Origin of the sequence: Seleniivibrio woodruffii, assembly GCF_004339245.1 — a bacterium.
Lineage (GTDB): Bacteria > Chrysiogenota > Deferribacteres > Deferribacterales > Geovibrionaceae > Seleniivibrio > Seleniivibrio woodruffii.
This window is the reverse complement of sequence record NZ_SMGG01000005.1, coordinates 61231-75313: the sequence shown is the minus strand read 5'-3', so window position 1 is coordinate 75313 and position 14083 is coordinate 61231. Positions and strand designations below refer to the sequence as shown.

The following is a 14083-nucleotide window of genomic DNA, read 5'->3' as shown; positions in this document are numbered from 1 at the left end:
TGTTTCTCATTTTATTGCTGTATATTGTATACAATCCGGTTGACATGGAAACACTATTATGATAACAGTGGTAATTGAGATTTTAACAGTGTTTGTATCTTAAAAACTTTTTTCAGGAGTGTAAGATGCCGAGGAAAGACCTTGAAACCTACCCTAAGAAAACAGGGTACCGCAAACACCCCGGAATGGTGGCGTGGCTTCTTCACCGTGGCACAGGAGTGATAATCGGACTCTATCTGATCCTTCACATTCTGGGCGTTTCCGGTACGGTTGCCCCCTTTCTGGAAGTGACTAAGCTTTCTGTTGTGAAAGCGCTCTTTCTTGCCAGCTTCTCTTTTCACGCTTTTAACGGTGTGCGCATCGTCCTTATGGAATTCGGCGCCGCAGCTGAAAGGGAATCATTCAAGAAATACTTTATGGCCGTTGTGTTTCTCACACTTGTAATCACAATTATCGGAATAATTCCGATATTCGCGGCGTAAGGGGGGAATATCAATGAGACACTATAAGTATAACGGAACAAGCGACGCAGGAACCATCGGATGGATAATGCAGAGAGTATCCGGCATAATCCTGATCCTCGTTGTGTTCGTACACTTTTTCTCCATGCTGAAAGGCGGCGAAGCAGGTATGATGCAGGTTGTTACAGGCCCCATCGCAGCTTTCGGCGTATTCCACACTTTTAACGGCTTCAAAATGATCACTGATGACTACGTTTCCTGCGCAGGCTGGAGAGCTGTTCTCTACGGCATCTACTGGCTGCTGGGAATCGCTCTTGTGATTCTTGCCGTTAAAATATAAGACAGGAGTTATAGGGTATGTCAGTAAAAATAGAATATCATAAGTTTGACGTTGTGGTTGTCGGTGCGGGCGGCGCAGGTCTGAACGCAGCACAGGTTGCTTCTCAGTACTGCAAAACTGCGGTCGTTTCCGAAGTCTACCCCACAAGAAGCCACACTATTTCGGCACAGGGCGGTATATCCGCAGCCCTTGGCAACCTCGAAGAGGACCACTGGCACTGGCACATGTATGACACGGTTAAAGGATCCGACTACCTTTGCGATCAGGACGCCGCTGAATACATGACAAAACAGGCTCCCGAAATGATCATCGCTCTGGAGCACATCGGTCTCCCCTTCTCCAGAACTCCCGAAGGCAAAATCGCTCAGCGTCCCTTCGGCGGTCACACCGCAGAGTTCGGAAAAAGAGCCGTTAAAAGAGCCTGCTATGCGGCCGACCGTACAGGCCACGCTATGCTTCAGACCCTTTATGAAAAATCAGTGGCTCAGGGAACTCACTTCTACAGCGAGTTCTACGCTCTGGAACTGCTCGTTAACGATGGCGCAGTGAACGGCGTTCTCTGCTACGATATACAGAACGGCGAACTCCACGTCTTCAATGCGAAAGCAGTTGTTTTCGCAACAGGCGGTAACTGCCGTATCTTCCAGACAAACTCAAACGCACACATCAACACAGGTGACGGTCTCGCCCTTGCAATGCGCAAAGGCTATTCATGGTGCGACGCTGAGTTCTTCCAGTATCACCCCACAGGCATCTACGGCGCAGGAAACCTTATCACTGAAGGCGTTAGAGGCGAGGGCGGTATCCTTCTGAATGCTCAGGGCGAGCGTTTCATGGAGAGATATGCTCCCACCATCAAAGACCTTGCACCCAGAGACATCGTTTCACGCTCAATGATGAGAGAGGTTCTTGACGGAAGAGGCGTCGGCCCCAGAAAAGACCACGTTCTCCTTAAGATCGACCACATCGGTGCGGCTAACATTATGGAAAAACTCCCCGGTATCCACGAGCTTTCTCTCGTGTTTGCGGGTGTTGACTGTACTAAAGAACCCATCCCCGTTACTCCCACTGCCCACTACCAGAACGGCGGTATCCCCACAGGCTACCTCACTCAGGTTATCAAAGGCAACATGGAGAAAGAGGAATTCGTTCCCGGATTCTTCGCTGCGGGTGAGTGCGCTTCAGCTTCCGTTCACGGTGCAAACCGTCTCGGAACAAACTCTCTGCTCGACCTCGTTGTCTTCGGACGTACGGCAGGTGAGCAGGCGGCTAAATACGCTGCGGCAAACAGCCTTGTTCCCCTTGCTGAAAATGCAGGCTCTGAAGGCCTCGCAACTCTGCAGAAATATGGAAACGCCAACGGTAAATACTCCTTCGGAGAGATCTGGGGCGAACTGACAGACGTTATGCAGAAGAAAATGAGCGTTTTCAGAACCGAAAAACTCATGAAAGAGTGCTACTCTACACTTCTTGAGCTTGAAGCCAAAATGGACGACTACCGTGTCAACGACAAGTCATCCGTCTACAACCTCGACCTCATCGAGGCACTTGAGCTTAACAACATGATCCTTGTTGCTAAGGCTTGTACTCAGGCTGCAATCCTCAGAAAAGAGTCCAGAGGCGGTCACTTCCGTGACGACTATCCGGACAGGGACGACGTGAACTTCCTTAAACACACAGAAGTGTATCTGGAAGAAGACGGCAAAACTCCGAGAGTTGAATACAGAAACGTTCGTATGAAACCTCTCACAGTTGAGCCTTTCCCGCCTAAGGCTAGAGTGTACTAAGGGGAGAACGGAAATATGAATACAGTTACATTTGAAATATTCAGATACGACCCTGATAAGGATAAAGAGCCTTACTACCAGACATATAAGGTTGAGCTGAGAAGACCCGGCTACCTTATGCTGGATGCTCTTAACCAGATCAAATGGGAGCAGGATCCCACACTGACATACCGCCGCTCTTGCAGAGAAGGCGTATGCGGTTCTGACGGTCTCAACGTTAACGGCGTTAACATGCTCTCTTGCATGACAAAAGTTGAGGATCTCGGTGCTGACCACATCGTTGTTCAGCCCCTGCCCGGTATGAACGTTATGAGAGACCTTGTTGTCGATGTCGATGACTTCTTCAACAAGTTCATAACTGTTAAACCCTACCTCATCAGAAAGTCTCCGAACCCTGATAAAGAAATTTATCAGTCACCGGAAGACAGAAAGAAACTGGACGGACTGTATGAGTGTATCCTTTGCGGATGCTGCTCATCCTCTTGCCCCTCTTTCTGGTCAGACAAAAAATATCTCGGACCCAACGCAGCTCTGCGTGCATGGAGATATATTGTCGACTCAAGAGACGAAGGTGCGGAAGAGCGTCTGCCTATCCTGAACGACAAACACGGCGTCTGGAGATGTCACACTATCTACAACTGTGTTGAGGCATGCCCGAAAGAGCTGAACCCCACAGAAGCGATAATGAACATCAGGAAGATGCTGCTGGATCAGCAGGTATAAAGTAAAAAGGCGGAGGCATCTAACCTCCGCCTTTTTTATTTCGGCACTGATATGCGGCGCATTACGGCGTCAGTTCTCGCTCGGAACTGCTCACAAACTTATACGTATGCTCGTTATTTTTTTTCTCGTCAGTCTTGAAATGCCAGTTTTGGTGAGAGTAAGAATGATTAAGAAATGACACTTTTGCTCAATAATTGATGTGCTTTTTTGATGCCATCATGGAAATTGGGTACTGCAGTTACAGGTGCTATTGTATCAATATCAGATAAAAGAATCCATTCTGACTTTGAATGTTTTGCTGGGTTAAAAGAAGGATCCCCTTCTGCGATACCTGTGTAGCGGAAACCAGGAATCCACCTTTTTGTTGTACTATCTATAAATTTATAGTTGTCAACGACATACGGGTGTTCAGTGTCGCCAAAAAAACTAGTTATATTTAAATTAAATTCATCTTTATATGCTTGTTTCAATTGTTCAGTAACTGTAAGATTACCAGCGATAAGCTGAGTACAACCAAATTCCCATTGATTAGGAAAATTTGGTTTTACGTTGGCTCTTAATGCACAGAAAACTTTATTCAATTCTTTATTGAAAAGAATAGCTACAATATGAGTTTCAGAAATTCTATCAATAGCAACGTTTCTTATATTGCTATTGTCTTTATAACCAGGGATTTCAAATTTTTGCAGATTATTTGAAATTTTATCAAGTTTAGTCTTAATGTTGACGTCTTTTATAACTTGTTTCATGCTAACTTGAGTAGAATTCAAGACAGTTTCAAAAAGTGTTTTGACAAGGTGGTTTCTTTTTGATTCATCAAATTCAAATATTTTTTGAGGAGTTTTAATATCTTCATGATACCAAACTACAGGAACATACCTACCATTCCAAACCCCCTTGACCTGTACGAAATCGACAACATGAAATCCAACTGTTGCTGGAATATCTTCAAACATTGCCAAAATTTTAGGATCAATACATATAATCCCTGGCGCATTTTCTTTTGCTATTCTAAATCCAAAATCTATATCTGGTCCAATAAAATCCATGTTTTCAGTGTTCTTGTCAATGATAGCTAAATTTGAGTTGTCAACATATTCTTTTTTTGTTGTAACAAAAGCGGACCAAATTGTTGCTTTAACGCTTAAGATGCCTGCTCCATCACCTTTTTGAACCATGGATATAATTTCTTTTAGTATTTGAGCTATTTTAGGAATGGTTTTGTAAAGGTCAAAATCGGATTCTATTTTGAAATAAAATAGGACTTCGTCACCATTTTTTTTCCATTCACGCCAAGAATTCTCTGCTAACTGTTTAGAAACTCCGTTTATGCAGCCAGAATAGAATTCAGTGATTTTATTAACCCATCCTTGTGCGAACCTATTTTTATACTCAGTTGAGTTTACCAAATCAAAAGATAGAAAAAATAATGTTCCTTCATTAGCAGATGTTTCAAGAAAACTTGTATCTGGCGGATTGAAACTCGTATTATTTACCAATTAAAAACTCCTAGCCATTTTCCTCTTACTAATGCGGCATCGTATGACACACCAAAGTAATTAGCAATACCTTGAACATCAATTTGGTTATTTATAGCATTGTCTCTAACAAACTGTTTATACTGTTCAGCTGGCATTAGTAATGAACCAGCAAATTCATGAGCCTGATTTTCATTTTCACCAGTGTCATACTGATTTCTTGCAAACGCACCATCTATATATTCTGGGGCTGCTTCCCACTTTGCGTTATCTATCATAAAACCCATATGGAGAAATAGGTGCCCTAATTCATGAGCTAGTGTAAAGTTTTTCCTTGTCTGCGGTAAGTTTGGGTTTATGAATATGGTGAACTTGTGATTATTATTGCTTGATGATTTAACAATCTTGGCATCTATAAACATATCCAATGTTGCATCAGGTTCAATTCTTCCTTGAAGTTTATTGATTATCATTTCTTCAATATTAAGAGGAAAGCTAATTTTTCCATTGTAGTAGTAATCTAATAAATAGGTTGTTAGATTACCAATTGCTTCTCTTGCCATATTATTCATTTATAAACTCCATGCCATATTATAAACTAAAAATTATATTATGTATATAGAAGCAAATTATTTGCCATTTATATGGGAAAATATTGCTATATAATTTGATATATTTGCTATGACAGTTAGTGTAACTACCTATTATTTCCCAACTGAACTTTTTTCTCCATAATCTCTCCATAATTAGTTCCTGTGGATTTATGCGTGGAATCATGTATAATCCGCTCCACAAAACTACACTGAGGTGAAAACTATATGGAATGGCTTGCCGATCCTTCTCAATGGTTCGCGTTTGCGGTTCTTCTGCTCCTTGAAATCGTTCTTGGTATCGACAACATCATCTTCATCAGCGTTCTGACAAACAAACTCCCTCTGGAAAAAAGGGAAAAAGTGCGCAAGCTGGGTATATCCCTTGCGATGATAATGCGTATTCTGCTTGTGATGGGTATTTCGTGGGTGATAAGCCTTACGGAACCTGTGTTTACCGCTTTTGAAAAAGCTATATCATGGAAAGACATAATCCTTGTTGCGGGTGGTCTTTTCCTTATCGCAAAAAGTACAATGGAGATCCACCACTCTGTGGAGGATTGCAGTTCACAGGAAAAAGAGGTCAGTATTACGGCTAACGTTGCCGGCATCATTTTCCAGATACTCATGCTCGACCTTGTGTTCTCTGTGGACTCGGTCATAACCGCCGTGGGTATGGTTCAATACGTTTCAATGATGGTGGCTGTTATCATCATATCCGTCCTCGTTATGCTGCTCACCAGCAAACGCATTGCGGAATTTATCGAAAAACACCCCACTTTCAAGATGCTTGCTCTCAGCTTCCTCATGCTCATAGGTATGAGCCTGGTGGGCGAGGGTCTGCAGTTCCACATCCCCAAAGGATATCTGTATTTCGCAATCAGCTTCTCGCTTATTGTTGAGGCTCTCAATACGAAAGTGAGGAAAAAGCATCAGAAGAGTGTGCTTCTGCGTGCGCCTGCTGTTTCGAAAGACAACTGTTAAGAATTAAATAATGAGGTCGCTGCGTCACTGCGCTCGGTGCTGATATGCCTGAGCGTGGTGCGCAGTCTCTCTTAGAACTCGATGATAAAGCTCAATCCTTCCGCATCCTTGGTCAGGTGCATGCTGCCGCCGTGTTTTTCCACTATAACGTTCGATATGACAATGCCCCAGTAGTCGAAGCTCTGGGAGAGAACCTGATGGTTCCATGGCTGGAGCATGGTATTGATTATATTTGTGTCAACGTCGACATCGTGGAGCCGTATGTTGATGGTGAATTTACCGTTTATGTCCTCTGCCGAAATATGGAATTTCAGCGGAACATATTCGTCGAAGAAGCGGATGGAATCTTTTATGATGTAGCAGGCGGCCATTTTTAGAAACATGCGGCTGCCGGGAACTATTCGTGGTCGGGTCTCGCCGAACTCGGCGGTCATGGTGTACTGATCTAAAAAGTTGTAGAGGAAGGCTGAAAAGTTCTTCGAAAAGCTCTTGTCCCGAATCTCGATGAACGCCGCCTTCAAAAACTCCGAGATGTCGAAATCCTCATCCGGTCGCATTGATATTGCGTTGGTGTAATCGTTGTATCCTGTGACTATCTCTTCGATAAGCCTGCATTTATGCTCCACAACGTTCCATTTCTGCTCCTGCTGTTCGTTCAGGGCGGATTCCGTGCGGAGTTTGCGCAGAAAGCCTGCGGCAACCGTAAGGGCGTTCAGGATGTTGTGGGAGAGGTGCCTTGAGAATCCGGCGACGATGGCCTTCTCCTCCAGTTTTTTCATATGCTGTTCGATAAGCAGTTTCTTGCTGATATCTTCAAATATTATCTCGTAATGGGGCAGGGTATTTTTTACCATCGTGACGTATGCATTGATGGTTATGAATGCCCCGTTATCGACTCTGAGGCGCATCTGGAGGTTGGCTGTTTTTTCCGATGCCGCCAGAGCGAGGGAGTTCTTAAAGCTGTCGCTGTCCTGCGGGTGCACCATGTTGAAAAAGTTTTTGCCCACAGAGTTGTTTCTGCCGTAGCCTGTTGTGTCGGAGAATTTCAGGTTGGCATAGGTGATGGAGAGTTCTTCGTTCAGCTCTACAATACTCTCTCCTGCTGAGTTTATGATGTTCTCCAGTTTGTTCTTCAGAAACTCGATCTGGTGGTTTTTGTTGTCTATCAGGTTGTAAAGTTCCACCAGTCCCTTGTTCGCCTCAGACAGCAGGGCGTTCTGCTCCTGCAGAAAGCTGATGCGGTCTATTCTGGGGGATATGGAGTACGTTTTGACAGCCAACTGAATGTCCTTCAGCATGCAAGCCGTTGGGATCTTTGGATTAATGCTTATATGATTTTCGGGCGTAAGTTCGGATATGATGATATTTAGCTTGTTCTCCCTGATGAAATCCGTATTGTCGGTTATGATGATGTCGGCATCATCGGGTGAACCGGCAATCTGGAAACAGTTCTCAAGCTCTGCGCTCAGTTCTCGAAAATTTGCCAGCCTCTTATATATTGCGGCTTTCAATTTCTCTCAGAAGCTCCTTTTTAATGTTGTCGAGCAGTGCCGTGTCCGTCAGTTTCTTTCCGTCGGTGTCGGTTATGTAGAATGAGTCGACGACCCTGTCAACATCTGTGGATATTTTTGCCTTGTCAACGTTCAGCCCCATGCGGTTAAACACGCCCAGAATACTGTAAAGCAGTCCCAGTCTGTCCTGCGCATATATGTCTATTACAGTGTACTGCGAAGACACCTGATTGTCGAATATGATTTTCTCTTTTTTGCTAACCAGTTTCGGCTGGACAAGAATAGAGCTGGACGACTTTTCCAGCATTTTTTCTATGTCGGTTTCGCCGTTAATGGTTGCGATTATGCGGTTTATGAGCAGTTCCTTTTTGGATTCGGGGATTTTTGATCCTGCGAACGGGTTGTCCACAAGGATGTTGTCGATGGTGATGTCGTTGTGCATTGTATAGATCTGCGCCCATTTGATGTTGTAGCCCAGCGATGCCAGTGCGCCGCATATTTTGCGCAGAAGGCCCACGTGGTCGTAGGTGCAGACTATCACCTGCATGGTGTCCAGTTCATCTCTGGAATCCAGCTCGACGAGGATGCGGTTGTTATCGTTTATCTTAAGTGCCATAGACAGATAGCTGAGTATCTGTCCGACCTTGTTTGCATAGATGAACTCGTCTTCCAGCATTTTTGACGCTTCGAAGATTTCGGGGGTCAGCTTGCAGCGTTCCTCCAGCTTCTCTCTGCGCAGTTCGACCACGGCGTTGTATTCCTGAACGAGGTCTTCGTTGTTCAGAGCCTGTTCGGCCTTTTCATGAAGCTCTTTCAGCAGGCTGTTCTTCCACTCGTTAAAGGCCGCCCCGCCGACAGCGTTCATGTCGGCATAAGTGAGCAGGAACAGAATATCCAGATCCTGCTGGTTGTTCAGATAGCTTACGAAGTGCTTTATAACGTCGATGCTGTGCAGGTCACGCCTCTGGGCGATATGGCTCATCAGCAGGTGGTGCTCGACCATGCTGCAAACTGTGTTCGTGTCCTCAAGTCCCATTCCGAGGAACTTGCAGATTGAGCGTGCCATCTGTGCGCCCACAATGCTGTGGTTCTTGCCCTGCCCCTTGCCTATGTCGTGCAGAAGGACGGTGAGCGCCAGCAGGTCTTTTCTTTTGAGCCTGTTAAAGGCCATCTGATAGCGTTCCAGATGGGGCGGAAGGGAGCCTGTCAGCTTGTCAAGATAGCTCAGGGCGAGGTATGTATGTTCGTCCACTGTGTAGTGGTGATAATAGTCGAACTGGGCACGGCAGATTATGTATTCAAACTCAGGGATGATGGCCTGAAGCACACCGCATTTCGCCATGTTTGATGAGATACGGCTGGAATCCGGAAAGGCGGATATAGCTTTTAAAAACAGCATTCCGTACTGCTGGTTGAACTCGGCATCGATGAGATATGTTTTCTCTTTTATCAGGTCTATTGTGGAATCAGCCAGTTTAAGCCCTTTTGAGGCGGCATAGGTGAACACTGAAATGAGTTTTCTGGGGTTCTCGTCAAATATATTCTTACTTTCAACGGTGATTGTGTTGGCATACTGGACGAATCCGTCGGAGAGCTTGAGCGAGAACACTTTTTTCTGAAAGCGTCTCTGGGAAAGCTCTGCCAGTGTGCGGTTGATGACCTTCTGAGTTATCTCCGCTGTGGTTTTCGCCATTATGTAGTAGTCCCGCATGAAAATCTCGACGCTCTGGATGCTTGATGTCGCAGTGTAGCCAAGGTTTTTGGCTATCTCCATCTGAGCCTCAAGGCTCATCACATCGTATTTTCTGTTGTGGTAGTAGTGCAGCTCGTTGCGCACACGGAACATGAACTCGGCGTTTTCTATAAGTTTCTGATATTCCGAAGGGGTCAGAATGTTGTGTTTTACAGTTTCGTGGAGGCTTTTTGTTTTATAGAGAATCTTGCATATCCAGTAGATGGTGTTTATGTCCCTCATGCCGCCGTTGCCCTCTTTTATGTTGGGCTGAAGACGGAAGATGGAGTCACGGAATTTGCTGTTGCGGGTGCGCACTCCGTCTATCTTCATGAGCAGAAACTCGTATTTACCCTTCTCCATCACTTTTTCGTTGATGATTTTGAGGAAAGCGTCATAGACCTTTCGTGTGCCGAAGAGGAACCGGTTGTCTATGAACGATGTGCGGACGACCTCGTCCTCCAGTGCGGCCTTGGTGACCTCTTTTATCTCCTTGACCTGTATGCCTGGGTTAACGCCGATATCCCACATGAAAGTGGTGAACTCGCTGATGAACCTCTCATAGTTCTTGTTCATCCGCCCTTTGTGGAGGATAAGGATATCTATATCGGAAAAGGGAGCCATCTGCTCACGGGCAAAACCGCCCAGAGCCAGAACTGCTATACCGTCTGTTTCTCCCGCCGCCTGACAGGTTTTAATGACAATCTCATCGGCAAGCTCGGTGAGCCTCTGGCTCAGCTGCCATGATGTGGAATAGGAGAAACGGTTCTTTTTTATCTTCTCCCATGTCTCTTTATAGAATTTCTTGATAGTCTGTGAGTCGCACATTTATAACCTTCTCTCAAACAGCACTTTATTCAGGTTATCTCACCGGATAACCACTAATTATATACATAATTTGTAAAATACAAATCCTTAATTTGAATATCAGGGTAAAATTCCTGAACCTTATCAGCTATCAGTCTTTTAACACGCAGACGCTGGGCTTCTGTGGTCAGCTCCTCCGGCGGAAAAGTCGACATGACAGAGTTTATTATCGCCGCAACCTGATCCCTTTGGTTCTGAATCACCTTTGTACTGCCCTTGTCGGCCATTTCGAACATGATATCGTATCTGTAATACTGCTGTTTGCCTGATCCTGTGCTGGTGACAAGGTCTCTCATCTCAACACGGTGCATTCCGTTGCCGCTGAAAACCTGAACCTTATAGTCCTCAAAGGCATTCTTTTTTGAACCGACGGCACCTATCTTGAGCGACAGATTTCCGCTCATGAGATAAACAATGATCGCTACAAGGACGATGAAAATCAGAAATAATACTATCTGAACTGCTTTTTTCATAAAAATCTCCGGGCTGATAGAAATAATAACGTCATAATAAAGAATAGCATAAGGCTGATGGAATTTTCAGACCATCTGCCGTTTTAGGTCTGGATACTAATATAGCACTATACATTTGAATGAAAACCGTTATATTGCAGAAAAAGGAAAAAGCACCTTCACATTAAACGAGAAAGTGCTCTTTTTATCATAAACCTACAGGGGAATACACAGAAATACATGAATATCTATGTTTATACCTTCGGCTGTAAAGTAAATCAAGTCGAAAGTGAGAATATTGTGAATAATGCCGAAGCCTGCGGATTTACTCACGTAGCCGCTCCTGAAGAGGCCGGACTGGTTATTTTAAACAGCTGTGCAGTAACGGAGAATGCAGAGAAAAAGTTCCGTAATCTCATAAAAAAACTGAAAAATGACAAACCCGATGTAATTATCGCCGCAACAGGCTGTGCGGCGGAGAAAGATAAAGAGAAACTTAAAGATATAGGCGCAGATATTGTGGTTACCAACTCCGGAAAAATGGATATTCTGCGTTATATTTCTGAAAATACCGATTTCCTGAAGAGTATTTCAGAGCCTCACGAATTTGTTCTGGCGGAAAATTCGAAAATGTCAACCCGTACCCGTGCGTTTGTAAAGATTCAGGACGGATGTGACAGCTTCTGCGCCTACTGCATAATTCCGGCTCTGCGTGGGAAACCTTCCAGCAGAGATATGGATTCAGTGGTTGCGGAGGTCAAAAGGCTTGTTGCCAGCGGTCACAAAGAAATAGTCCCCGTGGGTATCCATGTGGGCAAGTACGGGCTTGATCTGGAGGGCGGGATAAATCTGGTGACACTCATCAAAAAGATCCTCAGCGAAACCGAAGGGTGCCGTATACGCCTGACCTCAATAGAACCGAACGAGCTGACGGACGAGATGGTGGAGCTTCTGACACAGAATACTGACAGAATATGCAGACACTACCATATCCCTCTTCAGAGCGGCTCTACGGAGATTCTGGCCAGAATGAAGCGCAGCTACACCGCCGAGGACTATATCGAGCGTGTGCGGAGGCTGAAAAGCCTTGTTCCCGACTGCACCATCGGTGCGGACATCATAGTCGGGTTTCCCTCGGAGACCGACAAAAACTTCAGCGAGACAATGGATACCGTCCGCAGGGCGGGCATCGACCACATACACGTTTTCAGCTATTCCGACCGCTCCGGCACAGAGGCCAGCAGAATGGAGGGCAAGGTGGACGCAAAGACCAAGTCTGCAAGGGCAAAGGCACTGCGTGAGCTTGCGGCTGAGATGAAACGTGCCTCAGCCGAAAGAATGATCGGAAAGCGGCTCAGGGTGCTCACTCAGAACGACAACACCGGACTTACCGACAACTTTTTTACGGTGGCGTTCCCGAAAGGTGTTGAACAAAATCTGCTTCTGGATGTATATATTAATATAGTCAGAAATGACAATATACTGGAAGCGGAGATAATAGGGTATGAACAATAGAATAGTAATCATCGGCGGCGTTGCGGCGGGAGCCACAGCCGCCGCAAAAGCGAGACGCACCAGCGAGGACGTCTCCATAACCATGGCCGAAAAGAGCCGGTACATCTCGTTCGCAAACTGCGGACTGCCGTATTACACCGGCGGTGTCATTGAAAGCAGAAGCGACATCCTGCTCCACACCAGACAGTCATTCGGGCAGAGGTTCAATGCAGAAGTGCTGACCGGAACCGAAGCCGTCAACATAGACCCGAAATCAAAGAGGGTCACATTCAGTTCAGGCGGAAAGATCACCGAAAAACCTTATGACAAACTTCTGATAGCCACCGGAGCGAAAACTTTCATCCCGAAGATAGACGGGCTGGACAGCGTGCCCTGTTTCACCATGCGCACGGTGGAGGACGCTGACGGCATAAAGGATTTCATAGAGAAGAACAGACCGCAGACAGCCCTCATCATAGGCGGCGGTTTCATAGGCGTTGAGACTGCGGAGGCGATGCTTCACTGCGGGATAAAGCCTGTTGTTGCGGAAGCCGCAGACGAGATAATGCCCAACCTGCCTAAAATAATAGCCGTGAACCTCCGTGAGAAGATGGAGGAGTCCGGCTGTACCGTCGTCACGAAAAGATTTGTCAGAAGCCTCAGAAAAGCAGAAAGAATAGAGGCGGAGCTTTCCGACGGACAGACTGTTCAGGCTGATTTTGTTATCCTCTGCACAGGTGTGCGGCCGGAGGTTGAGCTTGCCGTTTCGGCGGGAGTTCAGATAGGCGAGAAGGGCGGCATACTCACAAACGAGCGGATGGAAACCAGTGTACAGGATATATACGCCGCAGGGGACGCTGCGGAGAAGACCAACCTCATTACGGGAAAAAAGATGCTCCTGCCGCTGGCAGGTCCTGCAAACCGTGAGGGAAGAACCGCCGGATGCAACATGGCGGGCGGAGATATGGTATTCAAAGGCGTGATAGGCTCATCCGTTCTGGGTTTTCAGGGTTTTGTTGTCGCCCAGACGGGACTTACATACGAGCAGGCGCTGGCGGCGGGGTTCGATGCGGACTACGTTTACACCGAGGACGTGAACACAACTTCATATTATCCAGGCCACGGCTATATATTCATGATGACGGTTTTTGACAGAAAGACAAGCCGTCTGCTGGGGCTTTCCGCATGCGGAGCCGAGGGAACGGAGAAGAGGGCGGACGAGGCGGCGGTGGCCATCTATTCCGGACTCACTGTCTACGACCTTGAGCATCTTGAGTTCTGCTACGCTCCCCAGTTTGCATCTGCAAAGGACAACCTGAACATCGCTGGATTCGTTGCGGCGAACAGCCTCAGAAGCACAGGTTTCACCGTGACCCCTGAGTTTATATACGAAAAAATTCGAAGCGGCGCAAAACTTCAGATTCTGGATGTACGCTCCGCACCTGAGTTTGCGGCGTATGCAATTGAGGGTGCCGTTAATATTTCTGTGAATGATGTAAGAAACTGTACGGATAAAATTGACAGAAGCCTCCCCGTTTATGTATATTGTGCTGTCGGGTTCAGGGGCTATCTGGCCGTGCGGACGCTTCGCAACCTCGGTTTTGAGGCATTCAACATAACAGGCGGCATAGAGGCCTATTTCAGGGTTAAGAAAATATCCTAAA

At 46.0% G+C, this 14083-nt stretch carries 12 protein-coding genes; 7 read left to right on the top strand and 5 right to left on the bottom strand.

Features of this window, described 5'->3' with window-relative positions:
* Positions 1 to 125: 125 nt before the first annotated feature.
* The 4 genes from C8D98_RS09940 to C8D98_RS09925 are packed head-to-tail and all read left to right on the top strand — an operon-like array spanning position 126 to position 3311.
* Complete coding sequence (locus tag C8D98_RS09940) at positions 126 to 482, top strand: succinate dehydrogenase, cytochrome b556 subunit (RefSeq protein WP_132874002.1); 357 nt, start codon at positions 126 to 128, stop codon at positions 480 to 482.
* A 13-nt stretch (positions 483 to 495) separates the two neighbouring features.
* Positions 496 to 801 (top strand): succinate dehydrogenase, hydrophobic membrane anchor protein, encoded by a 306-nt coding sequence (locus C8D98_RS09935; RefSeq protein WP_132874001.1) that lies wholly within the window; start codon positions 496 to 498, stop codon positions 799 to 801.
* A 17-nt stretch (positions 802 to 818) separates the two neighbouring features.
* On the top strand, positions 819 to 2588 hold the full coding sequence (gene sdhA, locus C8D98_RS09930; protein ID WP_132874000.1) for a succinate dehydrogenase flavoprotein subunit: 1770 nt from the start codon (positions 819 to 821) through the stop codon (positions 2586 to 2588).
* A 15-nt stretch (positions 2589 to 2603) separates the two neighbouring features.
* Entirely contained in the window at positions 2604 to 3311 is a 708-nt protein-coding gene (locus C8D98_RS09925; RefSeq protein WP_132873999.1) for a succinate dehydrogenase iron-sulfur subunit, read from the top strand.
* 167 nt (positions 3312 to 3478) lie between these two features.
* Here C8D98_RS09925 and C8D98_RS09920 read toward each other — a convergent pair whose 3' ends face one another.
* Together C8D98_RS09920 and C8D98_RS09915 are read right to left on the bottom strand one after the other, a co-directional pair.
* Positions 3479 to 4810, bottom strand: a complete 1332-nt coding sequence (locus C8D98_RS09920; protein ID WP_132873998.1) for a hypothetical protein — start codon at positions 4808 to 4810, stop codon at positions 3479 to 3481.
* Positions 4804 to 5361, bottom strand: coding sequence for an ImmA/IrrE family metallo-endopeptidase (locus C8D98_RS09915; RefSeq protein ID WP_132873997.1), 558 nt, complete (start codon positions 5359 to 5361; stop codon positions 4804 to 4806). Before C8D98_RS09915 ends, C8D98_RS09920 begins: the two co-directional genes overlap by 7 nt.
* A 246-nt stretch (positions 5362 to 5607) precedes the next feature.
* On the opposite strand from C8D98_RS09915, the gene C8D98_RS09910 reads away from it, so the two are divergent.
* Complete coding sequence (locus C8D98_RS09910) at positions 5608 to 6363, top strand: TerC family protein (RefSeq protein WP_132873996.1); 756 nt, start codon at positions 5608 to 5610, stop codon at positions 6361 to 6363.
* Between the two features lie 71 nt (positions 6364 to 6434).
* Here the strand turns inward: C8D98_RS09910 and C8D98_RS09905 are convergent, their stop codons facing one another.
* From C8D98_RS09905 to C8D98_RS09895, 3 genes are read right to left on the bottom strand one after another with little or no spacing between them, the layout of a single operon-like run.
* Positions 6435 to 7874, bottom strand: a complete 1440-nt coding sequence (locus C8D98_RS09905; RefSeq protein WP_132873995.1) for a PAS domain S-box protein — start codon at positions 7872 to 7874, stop codon at positions 6435 to 6437.
* Positions 7855 to 10434 (bottom strand): [protein-PII] uridylyltransferase, encoded by a 2580-nt coding sequence (glnD, locus tag C8D98_RS09900; protein ID WP_132873994.1) that lies wholly within the window; start codon positions 10432 to 10434, stop codon positions 7855 to 7857. The genes C8D98_RS09905 and glnD overlap by 20 nt, the downstream gene beginning before the upstream one ends.
* A gap of 53 nt (positions 10435 to 10487) precedes the next feature.
* Positions 10488 to 10946, bottom strand: coding sequence for a flagellar basal body-associated FliL family protein (locus C8D98_RS09895; protein ID WP_132873993.1), 459 nt, complete (start codon positions 10944 to 10946; stop codon positions 10488 to 10490).
* 219 nt (positions 10947 to 11165) lie between these two features.
* Here C8D98_RS09895 and mtaB point away from each other — a divergent pair, with 219 nt between their 5' ends.
* The gene (gene mtaB, locus C8D98_RS09890) at positions 11166 to 12440 is read left to right on the top strand and encodes a tRNA (N(6)-L-threonylcarbamoyladenosine(37)-C(2))-methylthiotransferase MtaB (protein WP_132873992.1); all 1275 of its coding nucleotides are present in this window, start codon (positions 11166 to 11168) and stop codon (positions 12438 to 12440) included.
* Entirely contained in the window at positions 12430 to 14082 is a 1653-nt protein-coding gene (locus C8D98_RS09885; RefSeq protein WP_132873991.1) for an FAD-dependent oxidoreductase, read from the top strand. Before mtaB ends, C8D98_RS09885 begins: the two co-directional genes overlap by 11 nt.
* The last annotated feature ends 1 nt before the right edge of the window (position 14083 follow it).

Excerpts from the sequence above, each read along its gene's own strand:
- C8D98_RS09940 (WP_132874002.1), top strand. The coding sequence starts at position 126 with ATGCCGAGGAAAGACCTTGAAACCTACCCTAAGAAAACAGGGTACCGC.
- C8D98_RS09935 (WP_132874001.1), top strand. The coding sequence starts at position 496 with ATGAGACACTATAAGTATAACGGAACAAGCGACGCAGGAACCATCGGA.
- sdhA (WP_132874000.1), top strand. The coding sequence starts at position 819 with ATGTCAGTAAAAATAGAATATCATAAGTTTGACGTTGTGGTTGTCGGT.
- C8D98_RS09925 (WP_132873999.1), top strand. The coding sequence starts at position 2,604 with ATGAATACAGTTACATTTGAAATATTCAGATACGACCCTGATAAGGAT.
- C8D98_RS09915 (WP_132873997.1), bottom strand. The coding sequence starts at position 5,361 with ATGAATAATATGGCAAGAGAAGCAATTGGTAATCTAACAACCTATTTA.
- C8D98_RS09910 (WP_132873996.1), top strand. The coding sequence starts at position 5,608 with ATGGAATGGCTTGCCGATCCTTCTCAATGGTTCGCGTTTGCGGTTCTT.
- glnD (WP_132873994.1), bottom strand. The coding sequence starts at position 10,434 with ATGTGCGACTCACAGACTATCAAGAAATTCTATAAAGAGACATGGGAG.
- C8D98_RS09895 (WP_132873993.1), bottom strand. The coding sequence starts at position 10,946 with ATGAAAAAAGCAGTTCAGATAGTATTATTTCTGATTTTCATCGTCCTT.
- mtaB (WP_132873992.1), top strand. The coding sequence starts at position 11,166 with ATGAATATCTATGTTTATACCTTCGGCTGTAAAGTAAATCAAGTCGAA.
- C8D98_RS09885 (WP_132873991.1), top strand. The coding sequence starts at position 12,430 with ATGAACAATAGAATAGTAATCATCGGCGGCGTTGCGGCGGGAGCCACA.